The sequence below is a fragment of the Butyrivibrio proteoclasticus P6B7 genome (genome assembly GCF_000622085.1).
In the GTDB taxonomy this organism is placed as follows: domain Bacteria; phylum Bacillota; class Clostridia; order Lachnospirales; family Lachnospiraceae; genus Butyrivibrio; species Butyrivibrio proteoclasticus_A.
The window spans coordinates 60,669-84,874 of sequence record NZ_JHWL01000019.1 but is presented as its reverse complement, the minus strand read 5'-3'; the positions used below and the strand labels follow the sequence as shown (position 1 = coordinate 84,874).

17 protein-coding genes and 3 riboswitches are annotated in these 24,206 nt (G+C 42.8%); of the genes, 10 read left to right on the top strand and 7 right to left on the bottom strand.

From position 1 onward, the window contains the following. The 3 genes from T541_RS0112080 to T541_RS0112070 all read right to left on the bottom strand — a co-directional run. On the bottom strand, positions 1-187 hold a 187-nt coding region (locus tag T541_RS0112080; protein WP_026652972.1), incomplete at its 3' end, for a hypothetical protein. Positions 188-261: 74 nt separating this feature from the next. After that, positions 262-888 carry a PD-(D/E)XK nuclease family transposase gene (locus tag T541_RS0112075; RefSeq protein WP_026652971.1) on the bottom strand — a complete coding sequence of 209 codons (627 nt, stop codon included), beginning with the start codon at positions 886-888 and terminating at the stop codon, positions 262-264. A 193-nt stretch (positions 889-1,081) separates the two neighbouring features. Continuing rightward, on the bottom strand, positions 1,082-2,149 hold the full coding sequence (locus tag T541_RS0112070) for a PLP-dependent aminotransferase family protein (RefSeq protein ID WP_026652970.1): 1,068 nt from the start codon (positions 2,147-2,149) through the stop codon (positions 1,082-1,084). A gap of 132 nt (positions 2,150-2,281) precedes the next feature. Between T541_RS0112070 and T541_RS0112065 the strand changes: the two genes are divergently transcribed. Further along, positions 2,282-2,887, top strand: a complete 606-nt coding sequence (locus T541_RS0112065) for an ECF transporter S component (RefSeq protein ID WP_034466995.1) — start codon at positions 2,282-2,284, stop codon at positions 2,885-2,887. A 1-nt stretch (position 2,888) separates the two neighbouring features. Here T541_RS0112065 and T541_RS0112060 read toward each other — a convergent pair whose 3' ends face one another. Further along, positions 2,889-4,424: an alpha-amylase family glycosyl hydrolase gene (locus T541_RS0112060; RefSeq protein WP_026652968.1), complete on the bottom strand. Its 1,536-nt coding sequence runs from the start codon at positions 4,422-4,424 to the stop codon at positions 2,889-2,891. Positions 4,425-4,513: 89 nt separating this feature from the next. Beyond that, entirely contained in the window at positions 4,514-5,542 is a 1,029-nt protein-coding gene (locus T541_RS0112055) for a glycoside hydrolase family 5 protein (protein WP_026652967.1), read from the bottom strand. Positions 5,543-6,013: 471 nt separating this feature from the next. Further along, positions 6,014-6,167: riboswitch (cobalamin riboswitch) on the top strand. A gap of 36 nt (positions 6,168-6,203) precedes the next feature. On the opposite strand from T541_RS0112055, the gene T541_RS19525 reads away from it, so the two are divergent. From T541_RS19525 to addA, 9 genes are all read left to right on the top strand, one after another. After that, positions 6,204-7,286, top strand: coding sequence for an ABC transporter substrate-binding protein (locus T541_RS19525; RefSeq protein WP_051538232.1), 1,083 nt, complete (start codon positions 6,204-6,206; stop codon positions 7,284-7,286). Next, the gene (locus T541_RS0112045) at positions 7,283-8,311 is read left to right on the top strand and encodes a FecCD family ABC transporter permease (protein WP_034466992.1); all 1,029 of its coding nucleotides are present in this window, start codon (positions 7,283-7,285) and stop codon (positions 8,309-8,311) included. Before T541_RS19525 ends, T541_RS0112045 begins: the two co-directional genes overlap by 4 nt. Further along, positions 8,295-9,092 (top strand): ABC transporter ATP-binding protein, encoded by a 798-nt coding sequence (locus tag T541_RS0112040; RefSeq protein WP_051538231.1) that lies wholly within the window; start codon positions 8,295-8,297, stop codon positions 9,090-9,092. Before T541_RS0112045 ends, T541_RS0112040 begins: the two co-directional genes overlap by 17 nt. A gap of 101 nt (positions 9,093-9,193) precedes the next feature. Beyond that, positions 9,194-9,460, top strand: a complete 267-nt coding sequence (locus T541_RS0112035) for a hypothetical protein (protein ID WP_026652964.1) — start codon at positions 9,194-9,196, stop codon at positions 9,458-9,460. 121 nt (positions 9,461-9,581) lie between these two features. Beyond that, a riboswitch (ZMP/ZTP riboswitch) is annotated at positions 9,582-9,667 on the top strand. Positions 9,668-9,711: 44 nt separating this feature from the next. Continuing rightward, complete coding sequence (locus T541_RS0112030; RefSeq protein ID WP_026652963.1) at positions 9,712-10,419, top strand: IMP cyclohydrolase; 708 nt, start codon at positions 9,712-9,714, stop codon at positions 10,417-10,419. 87 nt (positions 10,420-10,506) lie between these two features. Continuing rightward, the gene (locus T541_RS0112025) at positions 10,507-11,685 is read left to right on the top strand and encodes a phosphoribosylaminoimidazolecarboxamide formyltransferase (RefSeq protein ID WP_026652962.1); all 1,179 of its coding nucleotides are present in this window, start codon (positions 10,507-10,509) and stop codon (positions 11,683-11,685) included. A 110-nt stretch (positions 11,686-11,795) separates the two neighbouring features. Then, positions 11,796-13,943 (top strand): GGDEF domain-containing phosphodiesterase, encoded by a 2,148-nt coding sequence (locus T541_RS0112020; RefSeq protein ID WP_026652961.1) that lies wholly within the window; start codon positions 11,796-11,798, stop codon positions 13,941-13,943. A gap of 18 nt (positions 13,944-13,961) precedes the next feature. Continuing rightward, on the top strand, positions 13,962-17,483 hold the full coding sequence (locus T541_RS19520; RefSeq protein WP_034466989.1) for a PD-(D/E)XK nuclease family protein: 3,522 nt from the start codon (positions 13,962-13,964) through the stop codon (positions 17,481-17,483). Next, positions 17,473-21,177 (top strand): helicase-exonuclease AddAB subunit AddA, encoded by a 3,705-nt coding sequence (gene addA / locus T541_RS0112010; protein ID WP_026652960.1) that lies wholly within the window; start codon positions 17,473-17,475, stop codon positions 21,175-21,177. The genes T541_RS19520 and addA overlap by 11 nt, the downstream gene beginning before the upstream one ends. Before the next feature lie 670 nt (positions 21,178-21,847). Here addA and thiT read toward each other — a convergent pair. Both thiT and hflX read right to left on the bottom strand, forming a co-directional pair. Next, positions 21,848-22,549 (bottom strand): energy-coupled thiamine transporter ThiT, encoded by a 702-nt coding sequence (gene thiT / locus T541_RS0112000; protein WP_034466986.1) that lies wholly within the window; start codon positions 22,547-22,549, stop codon positions 21,848-21,850. 97 nt (positions 22,550-22,646) lie between these two features. Next, positions 22,647-22,750: riboswitch (TPP riboswitch) on the bottom strand. A 40-nt stretch (positions 22,751-22,790) separates the two neighbouring features. Continuing rightward, a complete protein-coding gene (hflX, locus tag T541_RS0111995; RefSeq protein WP_026652957.1) occupies positions 22,791-24,131 on the bottom strand; it encodes a GTPase HflX in 1,341 nt (446 codons plus the stop codon). Positions 24,132-24,206: the final 75 nt, after the last annotated feature.

The window sequence follows — 24,206 nt, the reverse complement described above, 5'->3', positions numbered from 1 at the left end:
TCCCAAATATCTCCTCATCTATCTGTTCATATATCTCACTTACGAGACTACATCCAAGGTTCAGTACCCGTTTGTGCACCTCCTGTGACAGATCTGCTGTATCTCTTTCCCCATCAAGGAGCTCTTTTACAATTAATTCAATCTCTCTAATATCTTTCTGAATAAACTGTAGTATACTGTTGTACATGGAAAGCACCACCTTCTCTTAGATTATTTTCTCGCAAATCTAATCTTATCATGAAGATGATGCTTTCCCTTTTCTTATTTTTCCGAATCTTTATTTACTCTACTATCCAACTGTACAAAGGCTATCTGTCTAAGTAATGGAAATGTCATTCCTGTATCACTTTTTGCATTAGTGACTCTGTGAATGTAGCGACTGCTATCATGGCTTTTGAAGATATTAGGGCTTTCCTTCATCAGTACTACCAATACTACTCCGGGTACATTATCAAAGTTAACGGTCCCTTTTTGACCATTCTTAGCAGAATATTGGAGCATCAGCATTCTGGAAGTTAAAAGATCTGCTCTTTTGAAAATGAATTCTTGAGCAAGAGCCTGCATTTCTATGGTGGCAAGTTCGGAATCTGCCAACCATGCGCTGATATCGGTAATCAATTTTTTGGATTCGTAGTTTTCAAGTGGGATTTCATTGGTGCATGATTTATCTGCGATGAGATTAGCATTTTTCATGACACGCTGAACTAGAAAGTCAAATCGCTCCGGATGTAAATCTGGAGAAAGAACGTTTTTGGACATGATGTCACTAGTAAGTGGAATAAGCTTTTCGCCACGTTTTATAGATAATAGTAATTGCTTAATGTTGTCATTAAGAGGACTGTTCTTGATTGCCTCCTCAGTAAGGACTTTTGTTTTAGATGTATTCATTTTATTCCTTTCCTAAATAATATATATCCTGCGCAGGAAACTGGAATTATCGCTAGTACATGAAATGTGGCCGTTTACAGGCTTGTATTAGCGATTGCTCCGAGTGGAGCAGATGGGACATATATTAACATTAGGAAAGATGGAAGTAAAGCATCTTAAGGAAATCTTAAGAAGTTTATGCTATATCATTCTTTTATGATTTATCTTTTCGGTTATGTCGCCTAACCCTGTTAATGTGGCGTTCAAAGTCACCACTGTTTATGAGCTCGGAAAGGACGAGCTGATCAAGGGTTGGAACGGGACACTCATAAAAACCAATCTTTTCCTCAAATAGTGGGAGAAGATTAGTGGGAAGTACCATGTAAGCGCATCGAATGAAGCTACCAATTGTCCTGGTAAAAGTATTAACATAAATGACTCTTCCTTCAGTATCGATAGAAAAAAGCGTTTCTTCGGGTTTTCTACTTGGAGTGAATTCTGATTCGAAGTCGTCTTCAATGATATAACCGTCTGTCTTCTTGCTCCATTTAAGATACTCTCTTTTTTTGGAAGCAGAGGCTGTAACGCCAGATGGAAAGCTTCGGTATGGGGTAATGTGAAGGACATTCATGTGGCCAGCCCAAAGGTCTTTACTGTCAATTCCATCGTTGGTAAGTGGAAGAGATTCAAGTTTAGCTCCACCTGAAGCGTAAACCTTGGTGATTTTGGGGTAGGAGGGCGTTTCAATACCATATGTTATTTCACGACCAAAGGTCTGAACTATCAGTCCGTAAAGGTACTCTGCTCCTGCACCAACGATGATCTGCTTTGGAGTAACGGATATTCTGCGGCTCCTTCCAAGATATTCACAAAGGGCAGTACGAAGCTGCAACAGGCCTTTTTTATCAGATTTTTCCATGATGTAGGAATCGTATTCACTAAGGACACGGCGGACTGTCTTGGCGTAGATAGAATAGGAGAAGTCAATCTTCTGTGAATTGTTTTTCTTTTCACTTTTAACACGCACAATCGGCATAGTTACAGCAGGCGTATAGATATCCTTATCATCGAATATGACAAAGTACCCACTCTTTTCCCTGGTGGTTATATAGCCTTCCTCCATGAGGAGCTCATAGGCGTGTTCAACGGTAATGACGCTAACGCCCATGCTTTCAGCCATGACACGCTTTGAAGGGAGCTTACTACCTACGGTGTATCTGCCTGATATGATGTCCTCCCGGACTTGTTCATATATTGAAAGATATCGCTTTGTCTTTTCCATTGATTATCCCCTTATTTCAATCTGGTCATATAAAATATTCCAAAACTGATATTTTTAATGTCACCAGTTTGATGATATATTAACTTCAATGTTTAAGTCAATATACATAATTCCCACGGGAGGAGACTCACAATGAAAAAGAATCAGATCTTGAATATTTCTTATGCAGGCCTTATGGCGGCCCTTTGCTATGTAGGATATGCCATTTTCCCTGCTATTAACGCAAATGGAACTAAGGTACATATAGGCAACGCATTTGTTGTTCTTGGTGCATTATTACTTGGTGGTGTATACGGCGGACTTGCCGGAGCTGTTGGACTTACACTTGCAGATATTCTCACAGGATTTGCAGCATCTGCCCCCAGGACATTTATCTGTAAGCTGGTGATGGGCCTTGTGGTTGGGCTTATTGCTCATAAGATTGGTAAGATCTCACAGAGCCATGATAAGGCTAAGATTGCCAAATGGTCTGCTATAGCAACGGTGGGAGCACTGGCCTTTAACTGTGTATTTGAGCCATCTCTTAAATATGTATGGTTTACAATTCTTATTCCTGATGCAGAAAAGGCTGCAAAAGCCATCGATTCTCTCGTGGCAATTACAACCTATGCAACAGTAATAAATGCAGTGATCAATTCAGTGATCGCTATAGTTCTTTATAATGCTATTCGTCCAGCACTTAATAAAGCCGATATCCTCCCAATGGTACGTGCTAAAGAGGTTAAGAAGGCTGGTTGAATTATTTGCAGACTACAAAGCTCTGCGGCTTCATTGTCAGCTCTTTTCCATTGAGAGAGATATCTCCGATCTGGAAAAGGGCTGAAGCACTTTCTGGGAGACTTACGCGGGCTTCCTGGTCTGAAGGGTTGATGGCAACTATTAAAGAGCCGCGCTTATAAACAAATGGAAAGGCCTCCTTTTCGGCAAATATTACTTCAAAAGATCCATCGGCCTGAAGGTCAGTATACTGGTGACGAAGGGCGATAAGGCGCTTAACTTCGTTATAAAGTGAATTCTCGTCAGAAGCCTGATCATCTACAGTTGGAGCATCGGCTGCTGGATCAAGAGGAAGATAGAGGATATCCTCTGGAGCCTCTGAAAATCCCATGTTCTTGCTGTGATCCCACTGCATTGGAGTTCTTGATCCTGTTCTTGCAAAGCCACCTTCTTTGGTAGGAATCTCAAGATATCTCATTCCAATTTCATCCCCATAATAAATGAATGGAACACCTGGAAGAGTTAAAAACATAGCATATGCTATTTTAAGTTCATCGTAGCCCAGGGTTCTGCGAGCTCTTGGCGTGTCATGATTGCAGGTAAAAAAGCTAATATATCCATCGTCCTTGGTGTTGTCATATTTAGGAAGATAGTCATCCAGGAATCTGAAGATATCGCCGTGACCGTCTTTTTTAAGGAAACTGTGGTCACCACCTGGAGTTTCATTATCTCTTATAAGAGTGTTGTAGCCGTTTCCGTGATGGTCAAGATAAAAGTCACAGTGGAAGCCGCTTTTAAGAGACTGATATGGGTTACTCCATTCAGAAACCAGGGCTGCTTCCGGATAGTCCTTATCCATCATTTCTCTGATGTTCTTCCAAACAGCGCCAGTTGCTGATTTGTTCTCATCATCCTCTTTTACCAGAGAATCTGCCATATCTACTCTAAAGCCATCGCAGCCGTGGTCAAGCCAGAAGCGCATAATGTCCTTAAGGGCTTCTCTTGTGGCGATACAGTCAGGATGGTCTGGTGGAAGCTGCCAATCCTCGGTTCTGTTAAGAAAACCGTAGTTAAGAGCTGGCTGGCACTTGAAGAAGTTAAGCATATAGCAGCCGTCTCTGTCGGCCTCTCCACCTATATAAGGGTGCCCGCCAATGCCCTGGAATGCGCCGTTAGTCCAGACATATCTGTTGGAATACTCATTCTTTTCAGCTTTTTTACTTTCCTGGAACCATTTGTGTTCCTCAGAAGTATGACCAGGAACCAGATCAAGAAGTACCTTGATTCCTCTGTTGTGGGCTTCTCCAAAGAGTCTGTAAAGGTCCTGATTGGAACCGTATCTTGGTGCAACCTTTTTGTAATCTCTCACATCGTAGCCTGCATCCTTAAAAGGAGAGTCGTAGCAAGGATTGATCCAGAGGGCATTACAGCCAAGATCCTTGATATAATCAAGTTTTTCAATGATTCCGTTGATATCACCTATTCCGTCTTCATTGGTATCCTTGAAGCTCTGGGGATATATCTCATAAAAAACAGCATCTTTTAACCAGCTAGGCATTGGAAACCTCCATGAATTTAAAAATTTAGCGTCACCGGAAACGTTTCCGATGACGCTTTTATTATATATTATGAGAACCTTGGTGTAAATTAGAAAATCTTGGTAATTTCAGGAAGAACAGCCTTCATGTGGTCATCAGAAAGACCGAAGTCCATTTCCTTGTAGCTCCAGGCAGCTCTGCCGATACCGAATTTGTCGAAGCATTTGCAGATAGCCTGATACCACTTAAGGGAATCTTCTGCAGAAGCTAAGTTGATAACGCCGTATTCTCCGCAGTAGAGGGCTACATCACGCTCGTTGGCAACTCTTACAGCCTCTTCTACGTACTGCTCGAAATATTCGATTCCGATCTTCTTGGAAGGATCAAAGCCTGCCATATCGCCTGTGGTGTGATCAAGCTGCTCATCGTTGTATTTGATGTATTCGCCATAGGTGCAGTCGAATGGCATTCTGAAGCTTGTATCCATCTCTTTTATCCAGTGAGCGCCCTGATGTGTGAAGATAAGTGGTTCGTAGCAGTGGAAGTTGTAGACCACGTTGTCATCGTAAGGAGCCTCAAGATCTTTTAAGGCCTCGATACTGTTGTTGTAGTAGCCACCAACTAAGATCTTGATAGTAGGAGCGTACTTTCTTACACGCTGAATGCACTTCTTGGAAATGGCATTCCAGGTTTTGCAGTATTCCTTCTTGGTAACCTCATTGAGAAGCTCGAAGGCAACGGTGTCTTCATATTTACCAAAGCGCTGTGCGAACTGTTCCCAGAGCTTATAGAAGCGCTCCTGATAAGCTTCGTTGTCAAAAAAGCCTGATTCATTCTCGCCGCTGTCAAAACTGTAGCCAAAGGTCTTGTGAAGGTCAAGAACCATGTTAAGGCCGTTCTTACGGGACCAGTCAATGGCCTTCTGGATATAACCAAAGCCTTCCTCCTTGTATTCGCCTTCCTGAGTCTCTACAAGATCGTAGTCCACTGGAACTCTGATGTGGTCAGCACCCCAGCTCTTAATTACTTCAATATCTTTTTCTACTATAAAAGTATCGTATCTTTCCTTAGTGTGATTGCACTGGGAAAGCCAGCCACCCAGATTGATACCATGCATGTATCCCTTAAAATCTCTCATTTCATACATCTCCTTTTGTGATGGTTTATTGTCACTAGAGCCTATTCTAACACAGTACGCAGGCGTGCACTTACTGATTTTTGCTTATTTCTTTCGGATATTTGTTGTCGAATAAATTTACAATTGCTATATGAAATTTCGAAAAATGTGAGATAATATTACAAATATTTTAAGAAACTTGCAATTTATTTGAATTGTGTGTATAATAAGTACAGCAAATGAGTTATTAAGTTAATGAATTTGCCCCCCTTATTTCACGATGATACTCCTCTAGTTAGTCGTGAAAAACAATTAATATATTTCGCCAAAGCATTAAACCATATCAATGAGATTACGAAGCCAAGGAACGTAAGATGCCAACTTATGTTTAAGTAGTAAGACCCTCAGCGTTGATGTGGTTTTTTGCTGTATTTAATTAATTTATTTAACAATTATGCGAACTCGCGGATTTGACAGAAAACATATATAATGGTAGAGTTGCTTTGCCCGGGTGTGACCAGAGACAGGGATGTTTTCGGAGCCAATTAAAAGGGAATGAAGTGAGAATCTTCAGCAGTGCCGCTACTGTGATGGAAAAGAGCTATCTTTTCCCAGCCAGATACCTGCCCAGGTAATTTACAAACCACATTATTTCTTCGAGTCAAAGAAAGTGAGGAACATTATGAAAAAGAAGTTTTTATCCATGGTCATGGCTGTTGCTATGATCTCTAGTTTGGTTGTAGGTTGTGGTACCCAGAACCAGACAGAAACAACCACTGAGCCTGCTACAGAGGCTTCATCTGAGGTTGATGCAACATCTGACGCATCTACTGAAGAGGCATCACAGGAGGCAGAGACAGATCTTTCTACAGATCGCAGTGGTAATCCTATTACTCTCCCAGAAACAGTTGAAAACATTATTTCAATGGCACCATCAACAACCCAGATCCTTGTTGATCTCGGACTTGGTGACAAGATCGTAGCTTGCGATACATATTCATATGCTAGCTACAGCGAGTATCTTACAGCAGATATCCCACAGTTCGATATGATGGCTCCAGATCAGGAGCAGATCATTGCACTTGGCGCTGATGTTGTATTTACAACAGGTATGAGTGCAAGCCATGGTGAGGATGTGTTTGCTTCAGTTAAAGAGGCTGGTGTTTGTGTCTGCGATATTCCAAGTAGTGCAAGCTTAGCTGATATCATTGCAGATATCGAGTTCATCGGTGCTGTAGTTGGTAAAGAGGATGAGGCCAGTGCCATTTCTAACGAGATGAAGGCTACTATTGATGAGATCGTAGCTATTGCTTCTACTATTCCAGAGGAAGAGAAGAAGACAGTTCTTTATGAGATCTCAACACCAACAGCAGATTATCCTACAATCTATTCTTGCGGTGCTAATACATACATCAACGAGATGATTGAGACAATCGGTGCTACAAACGTAGCTGGTGATTCAACAGAGCAGTGGCCAGCTCTTACAGAAGAGGCTGCTGTTGCTATGGATCCTCAGGTTATCCTTACATCTGACACATATACACCAGACGTTGTAAATGTACTTCTTACAATGAGCGGCTGGGAGAACGTAGCAGCAATTAAGGATGGCGCAGTATTCCAGCTTGATGGAGATGCAATTAACCGTCCTAACCATCACGTAGTTAGTGCTATGATAGAGATGGCAAAAGACATTTATCCTGATTATTACAGTGACGTGGTTGATCCTTTTGAAGCAGATGACGCAGAGGAAGATAACGCAGCGTGAATAAAAGTACTCAGAGTTATAAAATCATAATAGGTTGTGCAATATCATTTGTTATTGTTCTATTATGCATGAGTCTTGGAAGTGTATCAGTTCCAGTTAAAGAAGGACTTTCAATAGTCTTTCACAAAATAACTGGAACTGTCATTCCAGAAACAATAGATAAGTCCTTGGTATCAATCTTATGGGAGATTAGGATGCCAAGGACTTTTACGGCTTTTTTTGTAGGTGCTGCCCTTTCATTAAGCGGTGTTGTAATGCAGTCTATTTTGCAGAATCCATTGGCTTCATCATATACAATGGGTGTTTCTGCCGGTGCTTCTTTAGGAGCTGCTATTGTAATCGTTATGGGAGTTTCCAGCACAGTCCTTGGCATTTTTACTCTTCCTGTAGTGGGATTCGCTGCGGGATTTTTGACAGTTCTTTTTGTTATCGGTGTATCCTCAAGGATTGATCACAACATGCAGAATCACACCATTATCCTCTTTGGTATGGTCTTTTCTCTGTTTGTTAATGCTATGCTGACGATCATCACTTCCCTTGCCAGTGAGCATGTTCAAAGGCTTGTATTCTGGCAGATGGGATCCTTTTCCGGAAGGAGATGGATACACAGCTTTATCGTGGCTGTATGTGTGCTGATCGGCATAGTTCTTTTGATGTTCTTGCACAGAGAACTGGATATTATGACCTTCGGCGATGAGCAGGCCATGAGTATTGGTGTAGATACAAGGAAGTCTAAGATAAGACTGCTTATAATCGCGTCCTTCCTGACAGGAGCAGCTGTGTGCTTTTCAGGCATTATTGGTTTTGTAGACCTGACTGTTCCTCATATTGTAAGGCGCATATTCGGATCAAGGCACAGATACGTACTTCCAATGTCTATGATCCTTGGGGGCGCATTTATGGCCCTTGCAGATATGATCTCAAGAACAATCCTTGCACCTAGAGAGATTCCAGTAGGTGCTGTGACAGCTCTGGTGGGAGCTCCATTCTTTTTATGGGTATATTTTCATGATACTAAAAAGTAAAGATCTTGTTTGTGGATATGGCAAAAAACCGAGTGTCAATCCAGTATTAAATAGAATATCGTTTGATATTGCAGAAGGCAGTAAAGTGGCTATTCTTGGAGCTAATGGCTCTGGTAAGACTACTTTGTTAAGGGCTATCGGCGGAATGCTTTCCTATGATGGAAGTCTTTCTCTTGATGAAAGGGAGGTTTCCTCCTATAAGAGAAAAGAGCTGTCTAGAATGGTGGCTATAATGACACAGCTTTCTTCTATCTATTTTTCTTATACTGTGGAAGAGACTGTAATGCTGGGCAGATATCTTTACACTGACAATATCTTTGGTATTCCAGATGCCAAAGACAGAGAGGTTGTGGAGAAGTGTCTTGTAAGAAATGGTCTTACTGATATAAGAGATAAGCAGATTGATGAGCTGTCAGGAGGCCAGAGACAGCGTGTGTTCCTGGCTAGAACCATGGCTCAGCAGACCCCGATACTTCTTTTGGATGAGCCTACTAACCATCTGGATCTTAAGTATCAGGCAGAGCTCATGGAGTATCTGATGGAATGGAGTAAGGAAAGCACCACTTTAGAGGATGGAAGAGTAGTAAAGAATACGCTTATTGGTGTATTTCACGATATAAATATGGCACTTAGTGTCTGCGATGAATTTATTGTTATGAAGGATGGCCAGATTATTGCCAATGGAGATAGGGCAAGCAGCCTTGGAAATAAAGAGCTTCAGGAGGCTTATGGTCTGGATGTGGAAAACTACATGAAGAAACAGCTGTCCTTGTGGAAATGACATAACAAAAATAGAGGGAAAATATTAGTGCAACATTATAAGGAGCTCAGTTGTATAATAGATAGAAACGTTATTTGGAGTTTTGAGAGGAGAGTTTTGATATGGGTGGACTTAGTGTAATTATTCTAATGTTTTTATTATTTGCTTTTTTAATCGCGTTAGCAGTGCTTGCAGGAATACTTATTGTTGCCACATTGGCCGGAGTAGGAGGCGGAATTTCACTTATCTTTGCAGGTAATAAGCTTGCAGAGAAAGGTAATCACCCTAATGCGACCCTGTTTTGCAGACTTGCATCTGTAACATTTCTCATTGTTGGAGCAACAGCGCTTCTTTTACTGATCGTGGGAATTGCAGTTCTGTTCTTCTGATATGGATTTTTATTGGTTTGATTTGAGGAAGAAGAGCCAGAGCTGGATTCCCCCAAAATGTAAACTGTATCGTTCCTACAAAATCAGGACTTGATAATTTAAGTAAAACAGTGTATGTTATAGGTGTCTGTATGACTGGCGGATAAGTGGGTAACCACATGGGAGTACGGATAATAATATTGAATGTCGACCGCCTGGGCAACCGCTTTTAGTGGAATGCTCAGGCGGTAAATTTTTTTCTAGGAGGATTTATGATCGAATTGACCAAAGAAATCTCTAAGACCACTTATCCAGGACGAGGCATTGTTATCGGTGTTTCAGAAGATGGCAAGTATGCAGTAACTGCTTACTTTATCATGGGCAGAAGCGAGAACTCAAGAAACAGAGTATTCGTAGAGGATGGCGAAGGCATCCGCACACAGGCCTTTGATCCAGCTAAACTTGAGGATCCAAGCCTTATCATCTACGCTCCAGTTCGCGTTCTTGGTAATTCTACAATCGTTACAAACGGCGATCAGACAGACACTATCTACGACCTTATGAAAGAGGGGCAGACCTTTGAGCAGGCTCTTAGAACAAGAGAGTTTGAGCCGGATGCTCCTAACTACACACCTAGAATTTCAGGTATCATGAATGTTCAGAATGGCAAATTTGATTTTGCTATGTCTATCTTAAAGAGTAATAATGGCGATCCATCATCATGCCAGAGATTTACTTATTCTTACGAGAATCCAAAGAGTGGCGAGGGTTACTTTATCCACACATATATGAAGGATGCTAATCCTCTTCCTAGCTACGAAGGAGAGCCTACACTTGTGAATATCGCTGGGGATATCGATACTTTCACAAACAACGTATGGAACGCACTTAATGAGGATAATAAGGTATCTCTTTTCACAAGATTTATCGAGATTGAGACTGGTAAGTACGAGGCAAGAATTGTTAACAAGAACCAGTAAGACGACCCAGGTATGAATTAATTGTTGGAAATAGTAGCTATAGACGGTGATAATAAGATATCACGTGATATTAAAAGGAGAAAAGGTATGAACGAGATAGAACTTAAATATGGATGTAACCCTAATCAGAAGCCATCCAGAGTATACATGGAAAATGGCGCAGACCTTCCAATCGAAGTATTAAATGGAAGACCTGGATATATCAACTTACTTGATGCCCTTAACGGATGGCAGCTTGTATCAGAGCTTAAGAAGGCAACAGGACTTCCAGCTGCTACTTCCTTTAAACACGTATCACCAGCAGGCGCAGCTGTAGGAACACCACTTACAGATATTGAGAAAAAGATCTATTGGGTAGAGGATCTTGGTGAGCTCACACCTCTTGCTAATGCCTATGCAAGAGCTCGTGGCGCAGACAGAATGTCTTCCTTTGGTGATTTCATTTCTCTTTCTGATGTTTGCGACGAGTGCACAGCAAGACTTGTAAAAAGAGAAGTTTCTGATGGTATCATTGCTCCTGGCTATACAGATGAGGCCCTTGAGATCCTTAAGGCTAAGAAGGGCGGTAACTACGCAGTAATCAAGATCGATGAGAATTATGTTCCAGAAGCAATTGAAAAGAAGCAGGTATTTGGCGTAACCTTCGAGCAGGGTCACAACTTTATTGAAATTGATGACAAGATGCTTACTAACATTGTTACAGATAACAAAGAGCTTCCTGAGTCAGCTAAGATCGATCTTATCATTGCTCTTATCACTCTTAAGTACACACAGTCCAACTCAGTTTGCTATGTAAAGGGCGGACAGGCAATCGGTATCGGCGCTGGTCAGCAGTCTCGTATCCACTGCACAAGACTTGCTGGTTCTAAGGCTGATAACTGGTTCCTTAGACAGGCTCCACAGGTTCTTAACCTTCCATTCCTTGACAGCATCAAGAGACCAGACAGAGACAACGCTATTGACCTTTACATCGGTGCTGATTACATGGACGTTCTTGCTGATGGCAAGTGGGAGCACATCTTTAAGGAGAAGCCAGCGGTGTTCACTGAGGCTGAAAAGAGAGCATGGCTTGATAAGAACACAGATGTAGCCCTTGGCTCAGACGCGTTCTTCCCATTTGGCGATAATATTGAAAGAGCTTATAAGAGCGGCGTTAAGTATGTGGCTCAGCCAGGTGGATCAGTTCGTGACGACAACGTTATTGAGGCAGCTAACAGCCATGACATGGTAATGGCATTTACAGGACTTAGACTTTTCCATCACTAATTAAAATACGACAAATAAAATTTCTATTAAACAATATGCATCCACGTGGTTTATCGGCATTACATGTTATAATGTATGTACAACTGTAAATTTAATGTGGGTGCATATTATTGTTCACGGAAAATGGCGCTTTTTTTACAATTGAAGAAAAAGACCAGCTAGATGAACTTACAGGATTACAAAGTCTTACAGGTTTGTTATCCCATCTTCAGGGACACGGCCGGTTTGCAGCAACCAAGGACACTGTGGTTGTTTATTTGAATGTCATGAATTTCAAACTCTTTAACCAGAACTTCGGCTTTTCTGGCGGTAATGAGTTCTTAAAGAGCCTGGCCTTAGAGATAAAAGCAATCTTTTCTGATGAGCTTGCGGCAAGAGCAGGCGGAGATCAGTTCATAATTCTTTCCAACACTATCAAAGAAGATGAAATACAGGTTAAGTTTGACCAGCTTAAGAGGAGCCTTATCAAATACGATAAGGGTCTTAAAATGCGCCTTAAAGCTGGTGTCTACAAGGCTGATGGCAATGAAGAGGACGCCGTTGTTATGGTGGACAGAGCCAAGATCGCCTGTGACGTGATCATCCATGTTTACGATAAGGACATTAACTACTACAGCGAAGAGCTTAACAAAGAGAATGAGCTTAGACAGTACGTTATAGATGAATTTGAAGAAGCCTTTAAACAGAAATACTTCAAGGTTTATTATCAGAGAGAAGTTAGGGCACTTACAGGAAAAGTCTGTGGATACGAGGCTCTTGCAAGATGGATAGATCCTAAGCATGGAATGATATCACCTGCTATTTTTGTAGAGGTGCTGGAAGATGTTCACCTTATTCACAAGCTTGATCTTTATATCATTGATCAGGTTTGTCAGGATATCCGAATTGATATGTCCTTTAAGATGGCAGTGGAGCCTATTTCTGTAAATCTTTCAAGACTTGATTTTGAGCTCTGTGACATCTTATCAGAGATAGATAAGATAAGGGAAAAGTATGAGATTCCAGCTAATCTTCTCAATATCGAAATAACTGAAAGTGCCGTTGCATCAGGAGAACAATATATTAGTGACCATATTACCCGCTTTAGAGAAGCAGGATACCAGGTTTGGATGGACGATTTCGGGGCAGGCTATAGCTCTTTTAACAACCTTAAGACCTATAACTTTGATATGCTCAAGATCGACATGAACTTCCTGAGGGACTTCGAGACCAATAAAAGAGCTAAGGTCATTCTCTCAACCATAGTAAATATGGCCAAGGAACTGGGCATGCACACATTGGCAGAGGGTGTAGAAACCCAGGAACAGTATGATTTCCTTAGAAGAATCGGCTGTGAAAGACTTCAGGGATATCTGTTTGGAAAACCTAAGCCAACAGATCACTTTACCCTTGAAGGCGATTACTCATTTGATGTATGTGAAGACTTTAAGTATAACCAGTATTACGATCGGATAGGTGAGATTAATGTCCTTGGAAGTGTACCTCTTAGAGAGAAGAAGATGGAGGTGCTTAATAACCTTCCTATAGCTATTATCGAAACAACACCGGAGGCAATGACTTTCCTCTATGCTAATAATGCTTACGTGAACTTTATGAGCTCCCTTGGAATCACAGGCGTTGACGAGGCAAATAAGAGAAATTCCAACAACGAGATTCCGGAAGTTATCAAGCTTCGTGAGGTCATGGATAAGGCAGAGAAGTCCTATGATAAAAGAGCTGAAACGGATATTATTACAAGTGGCAGTGTGATAAACACCAAGGTTCGCTTTATTGATAGAATGGGAGATAGGGCAGCCTACGCTCTTGTTTCAAGAAATGTCACTCTCCATGGAGAAGCCAGAGCTTCTGATAACATCAATGTTGCCATGGCTCATGTGTTTAATCAGTATTTCCGCGTCGATCTCTATGACGAGGATGGCACAGTTGAAAATATCTTCCTTAACTCTGATCAGCTGGCGGTGGCTGACCTTGAAAGTGATGCCGTAAAGGCGGTAGAGATCTACTCCAACATGTATATACATCCGGAAGATAAGGAGAGATTCAGGGAATTCTACCGTATTCCAACAGTCAGAGACAGGATTGCCAAGATAAAAAGAGATTACGTGGTTGACTATTTCCACTCAGGAATTCCTGGGGACGGTGGCCGACTTCAGATGTACATGATTCTGCCTTTCTATTATAATGACAGATGGAAGTATATTTCCCTTTGTAGATATGCCGACGAGATCAGTAACGACATTATCTACGGAAAATCATGATAATGGGGCGGATTTGGAATGTTAAGGTTTTGTTTTGGGGCATCTGGTGCAGGAAAGAGTACACTTTTGTACCAGGAAATTATAAAAAGAAGTATAGAAGAGCCTGGACGTGATTTTTATATCATAGTTCCAGACCAGTTTACCATGCAGACCCAGAAGGATGTAGTAAGAATGCACCCTTCTCATGCCATAATGAACATTGATGTATTGAGCTTTGGCAGGCTTTGTCACAGAATCTTTGACGAAACAGGCCTTGGCTCTTTTTCTGTGCTTGATGACGTGGGCAAAAGTCTTGTCTTAAGGCGTGTTTCCGATATCCTCGGAGACAGACTTCCTATAATCGGCTCCAATATGCATAAACCAGGCTATATCGACGAAGTTAAGTCCACAATTTCTGAATTCATGCAGTACGGAATTGGAGATGAGGAGCTGGCTGCCCTTGAGGAAAAGAGCTATGAAAAGGGGGCACTTAACTCCAAAATCAAGGATCTTAGACTTCTCTACAGTGAATTTCTTAAATATATCGACGGCAAATTCATAACAACAGAGGAAAAGCTGGACGTTCTTTGTAAAGTCCTTCCTAAATCAGGGCTTATCAAGGACAGTATCATTGTATTTGACGGTTTCACTGGCTTTACCCCTATCCAGTACAGAGTAATTGAAAATCTCCTTGCCCTTTGCAAAGAGGTGGTGGTTTCTCTGACCATTTCTCCAGAGGAGGACCCAGAGGGCCCAGTGGAGGATCAGGAGCTGTTCATGCTCACCAAGAAAACAGTCAGAGACCTTGAAAAGCTGCAGTACAATTTAGAAAGCGATATATACGGGAAAGTGGGCTCCCTGCCTGACTTTGAAGTATGGAGGAGCTCTTTTGCCAAGGAGAGAAGCGACATATTCATAAAGGAGACTCCGGTAAAGAGACTAGAGGGCAATAAGTCCCTGGCCTTTCTTGAGGAGAACCTCTTTAGATATAACAAAAAGAGCTATGAAGGGGATGACCTTAACATCGCCCTCTACACATCCCAGACCCCGCTTGAGGAGGTAAGACAGACCTTTATCAAGATATCAGAGCTGATAAACTCTGGAGAATGCGCCTTTAGGGACATTGCCATAGTGTGCGGTTCATTGGACAGCTACAGTGATATTGTGGAAAAAGAAGCAGAGAAATTCGATATACCGGTCTACATCGACCAGAACACCAAGCTGGTGCTGAATCCCTTTGTGGAGTTCATCACAAGTGCCATCAATATCGTTATTACTAACTACAAGTACGAGGATGTGTTCCACTATATGCGAAGCGGCATGACTTCCTTTGACAGGGAGGATGTGGATTATCTTGAGAACTACGTCAGAGCCCTTGGAATAAGCGGCAAGAACCAGTGGGAGGACAGATTCTCAAGGCGCATGCCAAGGCATTTTAAACCAAGGAAGAATGCTGATAATCTGGCGGAGTACGAGATAGCCCTTATGGCGAAGCTTGAGAACATGAGAAGTGTCATAAGCGCTAATCTTGCGCCCTTATTTGATGTTAAAGAGGGAACGGTAAAAGAGATTGCTACAGCCCTTATGAAGGTTATAGAGGACAACGATTCAGAGAATAAGCTCCTTTCCTATCAGAAGTACTTTGAGGATAGGGGAGACCTTAAGAGAAGTAGAGAATATGGCCAGATCTACGGCAAGATCATGGGCCTTTTGCAGCAGATGATGGATCTTATTGGAGATGACAAGATTGATATCACAGAGTTCAGGGATATTCTAAATGCCGGCTTTGGCGAGATCGAAGTGGGCACGATTCCTCAGGATGTGGACAGGATTATCGTTGGTGACATTGAGAGAACAAGGCTTAAGGAGATCAAGAACCTGTTCTTTATCGGTGTTAATGACGGAGCAATACCTTCAAATGCAGGTAGTGGCGGCATTTTGTCGGACATCGACAGGCAGTTCCTCTTAGACCTTGATACAGGAGTAGAATTGGCGCCAACTCCTAGACAGCAGATGTATATTCAGAGACTCTATCTTTATATGAACCTGACAAAGCCTACCAACAGGCTTTACCTGTCATGCTCAGAGCTTGATCAGGAGGGAAAGAGTTTAAGACCAGCCTATCTGATTCCTAAACTTCTAATGATGTTCAAGGACCTTAAGGTGGAAAGACCAGAGGATGGGGATTTCTTAAGTCAGAACGTCAGGGTTCTTGATAGCTGCGACAATCTGGCAGTAATGCTGCGTAAATACACAGAAGGAACCCTTCCGGAAGAAGACACCACATCCTTCATGACTCTTTATAAGGTTTTACAGGAAGAGAAGGGGGATGAACTTCTTGATGCTTTGACTGATGCGGCTTTCAAGCATTATACCGATAAGCCAATAGCCAAGGGAGTTGCGGAGGCTCTGTACGGCGTAATCCTTGAAAACTCTGTAAGTCGTCTTGAGAGGTTTGCTTCCTGCTGCTATGCACACTTTATAAGCTACGGACTTAACCTGGAGGAAAGATCTGATTATGACTTTGACGTATCGGATCTTGGAAATGTATTCCATGAAGTTTTGGAAAGATATACTTCAGAGATCATAAAGAGGAAGATTGACTGGAGAACCTTGCCACAGCAGCAATCTGACGAAATGTTAAATCAGATTTTAACAAGCGTGGTGGATGGGTATGGAGATACCATTTTAAGGAGTAGTGCCCGCAATCAGTTCATGGTTGAACGCATCAGGAGAATCCTTTCAAGGACCGTAGAAACCCTTAAATACCAGGTTTCCAAGGGACGCTTTAACCCGGAATATTTGGAAATGGACTTTTCTGAAGCTGGAAATCTTGATGAGATCAACATAGATCTTTCTGCCGATGAAAAGGATAAAATAACACGCAGTATGAAATTAAGGGGCAGAATTGACCGAATTGATCTATACAAAGATGATGATAATGTGTACGTCAAAGTAATAGACTTTAAGTCCGGCAAACATAGATTTAATGTGGCTTCTCTCTATTATGGACTTCAGCTTCAGTTGGTTATGTATATGGATGTTGCCATAGCCACGGAAAAGAAATTATCCGGAAATAAGAATGTGGTTCCCGCTGCAATTTTGTATTACCACGTGGATGACCCTGTGGTTGCTGGAAAGGGAGACCTTCATCCAGAAGAGATCAATGAAATGATCAAACAGGAGCTACGAATGACCGGTCTGGTTAACGAAGATCAGGCTATTATCCAGATGCTGGATGAGGGCTTAACAGCTAAGTCCGACGTAATTCCGGTAGAGCTTAAGAAGGATGGAACCTTAAGTAGCAGATCTCAGACAGCGTCAAGGTCAGACTACGACAAGATTTCAGCCTATGTACATAAGAAGATCAAGGAATTTGGCAATAGGATCCTTGATGGTGATATAGCTGTAAACCCTTATGAAATGGGAACTCACGGCTCATGTACCTATTGTCAGTACAGATCAATATGTGGATATGATGAGAAGATTCCGGGCTTTAACAAGAGAAAGCTTGATATTTCAGATCAGGATGCAATGGAGATCATAAGAAATGGCGGTTAAATTCACTAAAGAACAGCAGTCAGTAATTGACTCGCGTAAACAGAATATACTTGTATCTGCAGCTGCTGGCTCCGGTAAGACAGCGGTCCTTGTAGAGAGAATAATCCAGATGATCAGTGAGAATGTGGATATTGACCATCTTCTTGTGGTGACCTTCACTAAGGCCGCGGCTTCACAGATGAAGGAGAAGATCACTTTAGCTATACAGGATAAGCTTTTAGAGGACCCTGACAACAAACACCTGCAGAAACAGGAGACTCTGGTCCACAATGCCCAGATAACCACCATAGATTCCTTCTGTCAGTACATTATTAAGAACAATTTTAATTCAATCGGTCTGGACCCGTCCTTTAGGGTTGGAGACGAAGGTGAGTTCAGACTCCTTCAGGAAGATGTCATGAACGAGCTTTTGGAAGCAGAGTACGAAAAGGCCAAAACCGGAGAGAATGACGATTTCCTTTATACCATGGAGTACTTTGGCACAGGCAGCAACGACAAGAAGGTAGCGGAGTACATCTATCAGCTCTTTAGATTCTCTATGAGTATGCCCTGGCCTGAGGACTGGATTAATGAAAGATCCAGAGACTATAGTCTGGAAGGCGCTGATTTTGAACAGCTTTACTGGGTGAAGGCCTGTGTAAGTGACACCATAAGGAAACTTAAGGATTGCTTTAATAAGCTGGAGAACGCAGAGAAAATCTGCTGTGAGCCAGATGGACCATACATGTATGGAGACCTGATCGAAAAGGAAAAGGATATGATTGAAGCTCTTTTATCCCTTAATTCCTACGACCAGCTCTTTGACAGGATAAGAAGTATTTCTTTTGACAGGCTGCCCACCAAGAAGGACGACAGCGTTAACCCTTCCAAGAGGGAGTATGCCAAGAATTTAAGGACCACAGTTAAGGATGAAATCAAGGACCTCATTGAGACCTACTATGCCCTTCCAAGTGATGTGATCATTGATCAGATGGTCCTTTGCGACAGGGCTGTTAAGGAGCTTTGTAATCTTACTATCAAGTTTAAAAGAGCTTTCGAAGACAAGAAAAAGGAGATGAGACTCATCGACTTTTCTGATATGGAGCACTATGCACTTAACATACTGGTAAATCACCCTTCAGAAGAGGAATGTCAGGGGCTTTCTAGCCAGGAAATCATGGAAAAGTGCACTCCATCCAGTGTGGCCCTTGAATATAGGGATTTCTTTAAAGAAGTATTAATAGATGAGTATCAGGACAGTAATAACGTGCAGGAGCTTATTTTGAAGGCTATTTCCGGCGAGGACGTGGAGCGTTCAGAAAGGTTCATGGTAGGCGACGTTAAGCAGAGTATTTACAAGTTCCGTCTGGCCCGCCCGGAGATCTTCATGGATAAGCTGGTGAGCTTTAATAAGGACCCTGATTCCAAGGATAGGCGAATCGACCTTCATATGAACTTTAGAAGTAGGAAGGAGGTCCTTGAGGGCACCAACTACATCTTCGAGAAGATTATGGATACTGACTTAGGAAGCGTAGCCTACGATGAGGATGCAAGGCTTGTTACGGGCGCAACCTATGAGGAGCCTGCCTTTGACATGTCACCGGAACTTCTCCTTGTGGAGGCTGAGGGTGATAGTGAGGAACTATCTGATTACACAGCCAAGGAGAAAGAAGCCCTTGTTATAGCCGGCAAGATCGCTGAGCTTCGCCATAAGAACCCAGACCTTAAGTACAAAGATATAGTTATCCTTTTAAGGGCAAATACAGGCTGGGATGACGTGTTTAAGAAGATTCTGGGTAAACAGGGCATTCCTGCCTATATAGAGTCCAAATCGGGCTATTATGAGGCTTTTGAGGTGGATTTCATAGTTAACCTTCTTAGCATCATTGATAACCCTATGCAGGACATTCCTCTGGTTGCCATTATGCACTCCTTCATCGGAGGCTTTGACGACGAAGAGCTGGCTAGGATCAGGATCGCCATCAATCAGGATGAATCTATCCTTAAGGTTGAGCCCTTCTACGCCTGCCTTAAGAAGGTGGATTTAGACGAAGACCTGGTGGATAAAAGAGATAAATTCGTAGCCTTTGTGGATAACCTGCGACAGATGTCCACCTACACCTCAGTTCACGGCATTATCCAGTATGTGATACAGGAGACAGGCTTTGATGCCTATGTTGCCGCTATGCCAGGAGGAGAGCAGAGAAAGGCAAACCTTGACCTTCTTCTTAACAAGGCTCTGTCCTTTGAAAAGTCCAGTTTCAAAGGCCTTTTCCACTTTGTAAGATATATCGAGCATGTAAAATTCATTCAGGTGGACCAGGGAGAAGCTGGCACCATTGATGAAAACGCCGATGTTGTCCGCATTATGAGTATCCATAAGAGTAAAGGACTTGAGTTCCCTGTGGTTTTCGTGGCAGGTCTTTCCAAAGGCTTTAACAAGATGGACACCCAGGGCGACCTTATTACAGATATGGACCTTGGAATAGGTGTAAGGTGCATAGACAGTAAGCTTCGCGTTAAGTATGACACCCTGAAGCGCCTGATCATCGCAGACAAGATGGTGATGGACTGCCTGGGAGAGGAGCTGAGAGTCCTCTACGTTGCCCTTACAAGAGCCAAGGAGAAGCTCTACCTTACCGCCTGCTTTAAGGACGTGGCCACCACTGTTGACAAGGCCCTTAAGGAGATAGCCCTTATTGCCGCTAATACCGTGCTTCCTTACTCCATAAGGTCAGGTGCCCACTCATATTTAGATCTTTTACTGCCATCTCTTATGCGCCACCCAAATTTTGGCAAGCTGGTAAAAGAGCTATCTATAGACGGCACAGATTACGAGAAATACAAGGATAGGGCAGAGACTGTTCCAGCCTTTGATTTTGACTTTTATGACGATAACAAGATCCTGACTATGGAGCTTAAGAAGGCTACAGCCGGGCAGTTGCGCAGGGCTGACCTTACGGACCACATAGATGGCAGAGTTGATCCAGAGCTTAAGGAAAGGCTCAAGGAAAAGTTCAGCGCTAAATACCCTTATGATAATCTCCAGGGACTCTTTACCAAGACCACCGTTTCGGAGCTTAAAAAACAGGCCCTTGAGGAAGAGGGAGAGCATTTTACCGCAGAAATAGTGGATTTTGCAGGTGATAGGGAAAAGCCAGACTACGAGCCATCTGGCAGACTTTCTGGCCCTGAGAGAGGTACCGCATACCACAGAGTCATGGAGCTTTTGGATGAAAAGATCTACGGAAATCCAAATGTGACCGTGACCCAGGTCCGCGACTGGATCAAGGAAAAGGCAGACGAGAAGGTTATTCCAGAGGAATACTACGACTCAATCTACGCCAAGGATATTATTACCTTCCTGTCCACAGACCTTGGAAAGCGTATGGGACAAGCTCTTTTAACTGGAAATCTCATGAGAGAGAAGCCTTTCATGATGGGAGTATCTGCCAGGGATCTTAACGAGAAGTTCCCAGAGGATGAGATGGTGCTGGTTCAGGGCATCATCGACGCCTGGTTCCTTGAAGGGGATGATATCGTCCTCATGGACTACAAGACCGACAAAGTCAAAGAGGACAAGGAACTCATAGACCGCTACAAAGTCCAGCTGGACTACTACAAAAAGGCTCTTGAATCCGCTACACAAAAAAAGGTAAAGGAAGTATACATCTACTCCTTTACCCTTGGAAAAGAGATTAAACTAGCGCCGTAGACCATCACCGGCGGAATCTAAAGGAACAGGCTCCATCCCAGAGCGGACGCCAGCCAATTCTGTTTTGCGATGTAAGAGAGTGCTGCTAATTTATGGCATTCCAAAAGTGGTTCTTAATCCTGCTTGCGAATTAACATGTTTGAGGTTTGTCTCCTGGATTTTACGGCAGGTGATTTTAATCTCGTTCGCCTACCAAAAAGGTGCGCATTTTCTCAGATGCTCCGCAGACTTTTATTTATTACGCATGCTGCACGATAAACTTGCAGGGCGGATTATATTACATGGCAATTGGAGCTATGCTCCATAGGCAAAAAATAAATGAGAATTTCCAAGCTCAGAGAGTTTGAAAATTCTCATTTTTCTTTTGCCACAATGCCCGCTTGGGCGGGCTTGCCATGTAATATAATCATTAACGCCCTGCTTCAGACAATCGTTCGCATGCGCCTTAAAGTCTGCTTTGGAGCATTAGAAAATGGGCACTTTTTGCTCACACTCACGAGTATTAAAACACCCTGCCGCAAAATCCAGGAGCCAAACCGAGTTTTAATTCGCAGGATTAAGAACCGCTTTTGGAATGCCATAAATATCAGTGCTCGAACCATCGCAAAACAGAATTGGCTGGCGTCCGCTCTGGGATGGAGCCTGGCTTATATATCTTAAAGGGTGATGGTCAGGCTGCGTTTACGGCTTTTTTGGAGCTGGATTCGTTGGCCTGAACTTTTATCTGCTTAAGGACAGTGGTTGTTGATGGAACGAGGACGATGACCAGTGTGATGACTGCTTCGATTCCGATGTAGGAAATGTTGTAGAGCAGTGAATATACAAGGGGTGACTGGCCTTCAGGGGCGTAGCTTCCAAAGAAGATGACGCCGGATAATACTGAGAAGAAGTATCTGCCAAGGATGCCGGCAAGATAGCCCTTTACCATGCCATGTTTCTTGTTGTAGAAGAAGCCTGCGATTCCGAGAGCACCAAAGGCTAAAATGTAGTCGCAAAGAAGCTGTGGAACGCTAATGATGTATGGATCCACAATGAGCTGAAGGAAACCATAGCCAAGAGCTGAGCTGATGCCTACTCGTGGGCCATAGAGGTATCCGATGTATGTAATGATGAACATGCTAAGTGGAGTTACTGAACCGCCCATAGGAGCCTTCAAGAGCTTAATATTTGACAGAATAAAGGCAAGAGCGATGCAGAGCGCTGAATATGTAAGCTGCTTAACACTGAGCTTTGATTTGTTGTCCTTGTTGGTAAAAAAGCTTGCCATGAGAAGTGCAAGCACCATGATGATCACAATGGCGGTATTACCTGCTGTTGTCAGGCTATAAGTGGTTTCCCCGTCGTATACCACTTTTTCTAAAAATAAATCCATAAAAAAGCCTCCCTCTTGTATGCCAAGGGGAGGATAGTCTTAGTCGCGTGTTCGCTACGCCTATGGTGAACAGGTAGAATCTACTATCCACGCAGAACATAACGAAAATGTGCTTTCCTACGCCGGCATTAACCGGATCAGGTAATAAGGGTTAGACGCAAAGTTGCGTACACTCTCAGCTGGGCTCCCCTAGCATTATTGTTTAATTCTTTAATTATTTAACTCCATAGAGCACTATTTGTCAATGAATAACTTCAGTTACATAGTCCTGATACGTGGAGTAGAACTTGGCATTAAGATATATCTTAAGCTCAACTCCCTCAGGAAGATATTCAGTGTTCTCAATCTTGCAGCTCTCATTTAACAGATTTAAAAGAGATCCTTCGCTGTAGGGAAGTAGCATCTTGCAGAGAGTATCATTCTCTGACAATTTCTTTTCCATAAGCTCGATGAGGGCATCAAGACTGTCCTTATCCTTGGCGCATACATAGATGCGGTCATCCATGCTGCGGGGAACCTCCATTACAAGCTGGTTGTTCTCCTCTTGTTCCTTCTGAACCATGTCGGACTTGTTAAATACATAGATTACAGGCACGTCTCCGGCACCAATCTCAGCCAGAGTCTCCTTGGTAACCTCCATGTGATGCCTGTATTCAGGATCAGAGAAGTCGATGACCTGAAGTAGGAGATCTGCGTACTTGGCCTCCTCAAGAGTAGAGCGGAAGGCCTTTACAAGACCGTGGGGGAGATTGCTGATAAATCCTACGGTATCTGTTAAAAGAAATGGCTTATGAGAGGGAGGTGCTATCTTCCTGACACTGGTATCCAGTGTGGCAAAGAGCATATTCTTCTCAAGAACCGTCTTTTCCTCTAAAGAATCTGAGCCATAAAGTTTAATGAGGCTGTTGAGGATGGTGGATTTACCTGCGTTGGTATAACCCACAAGGGAGATACTGTGGAGCTTGGAATTAAGCCTTTTGCTCCTTTGGGTATTTCGCTCCTTCTCAACACCTTCAAGCTCTCTTCTTAGCTCAGCCATGCGGTGTTCAATGCGTCTTCTGTCAAGTTCCAGCTTCTTTTCACCGGCACCCTTGTTGGAAAGTCTGCCGCTGCCGCCGCCCTGACGGGAAAGAGATGTACCCATTCCCACAAGTCTTGGAAGCATGTACTGAAGCTGAGCATACTCAACCTGTAGCCTTGATTCTCTTGTCTTAGCTCTTTTAGCAAAGATCTGTAAGATGAGGCCTGTTCTGTCCATAACCTCAGTATCAAGAGCCTTCTCCAGGTTCCTGACCTGCATAGGAGACAGGGTGTCCTCAAAGATAACCACGTCTGCGTCAAACATCTCAACGGCAGCCTTAACTTCCTCTACCTTACCAGAGCCAATATAGGTGCTTCTGTCAGGGGAGGGGAGAGCCTGGGTAAGTGTATTTACCACAGCAATGTCCAGAGCCTTTGTAAGCTCTTTTAACTCCGCCATTGACCTTTCAAATGCATCTGTATCGTTATCTGTATTTAAACCTACTAAAACAGCCTTTGCGCTGTATTCTTCCTGTGAATTTTCATAATATGTGTTTTTCATGTAAGCCTCCCTTAGATGTGTGTTGATGTGAATACCTGGCCTATGTGGAAAAGGGGACTGTACCTGACCTGCTAC

Excerpts from the sequence above, each read along its gene's own strand:
- T541_RS0112075 (WP_026652971.1), bottom strand. The coding sequence starts at position 888 with ATGAATACATCTAAAACAAAAGTCCTTACTGAGGAGGCAATCAAGAAC.
- T541_RS0112070 (WP_026652970.1), bottom strand. The coding sequence starts at position 2,149 with ATGGAAAAGACAAAGCGATATCTTTCAATATATGAACAAGTCCGGGAG.
- T541_RS0112065 (WP_034466995.1), top strand. The coding sequence starts at position 2,282 with ATGAAAAAGAATCAGATCTTGAATATTTCTTATGCAGGCCTTATGGCG.
- T541_RS0112060 (WP_026652968.1), bottom strand. The coding sequence starts at position 4,424 with ATGCCTAGCTGGTTAAAAGATGCTGTTTTTTATGAGATATATCCCCAG.
- T541_RS0112055 (WP_026652967.1), bottom strand. The coding sequence starts at position 5,542 with ATGAGAGATTTTAAGGGATACATGCATGGTATCAATCTGGGTGGCTGG.
- T541_RS19525 (WP_051538232.1), top strand. The coding sequence starts at position 6,204 with ATGAAAAAGAAGTTTTTATCCATGGTCATGGCTGTTGCTATGATCTCT.
- T541_RS0112040 (WP_051538231.1), top strand. The coding sequence starts at position 8,295 with ATGATACTAAAAAGTAAAGATCTTGTTTGTGGATATGGCAAAAAACCG.
- T541_RS0112035 (WP_026652964.1), top strand. The coding sequence starts at position 9,194 with ATGGGTGGACTTAGTGTAATTATTCTAATGTTTTTATTATTTGCTTTT.
- T541_RS0112030 (WP_026652963.1), top strand. The coding sequence starts at position 9,712 with ATGATCGAATTGACCAAAGAAATCTCTAAGACCACTTATCCAGGACGA.
- T541_RS0112025 (WP_026652962.1), top strand. The coding sequence starts at position 10,507 with ATGAACGAGATAGAACTTAAATATGGATGTAACCCTAATCAGAAGCCA.
- T541_RS19520 (WP_034466989.1), top strand. The coding sequence starts at position 13,962 with ATGTTAAGGTTTTGTTTTGGGGCATCTGGTGCAGGAAAGAGTACACTT.
- addA (WP_026652960.1), top strand. The coding sequence starts at position 17,473 with ATGGCGGTTAAATTCACTAAAGAACAGCAGTCAGTAATTGACTCGCGT.
- thiT (WP_034466986.1), bottom strand. The coding sequence starts at position 22,549 with ATGGATTTATTTTTAGAAAAAGTGGTATACGACGGGGAAACCACTTAT.
- hflX (WP_026652957.1), bottom strand. The coding sequence starts at position 24,131 with ATGAAAAACACATATTATGAAAATTCACAGGAAGAATACAGCGCAAAG.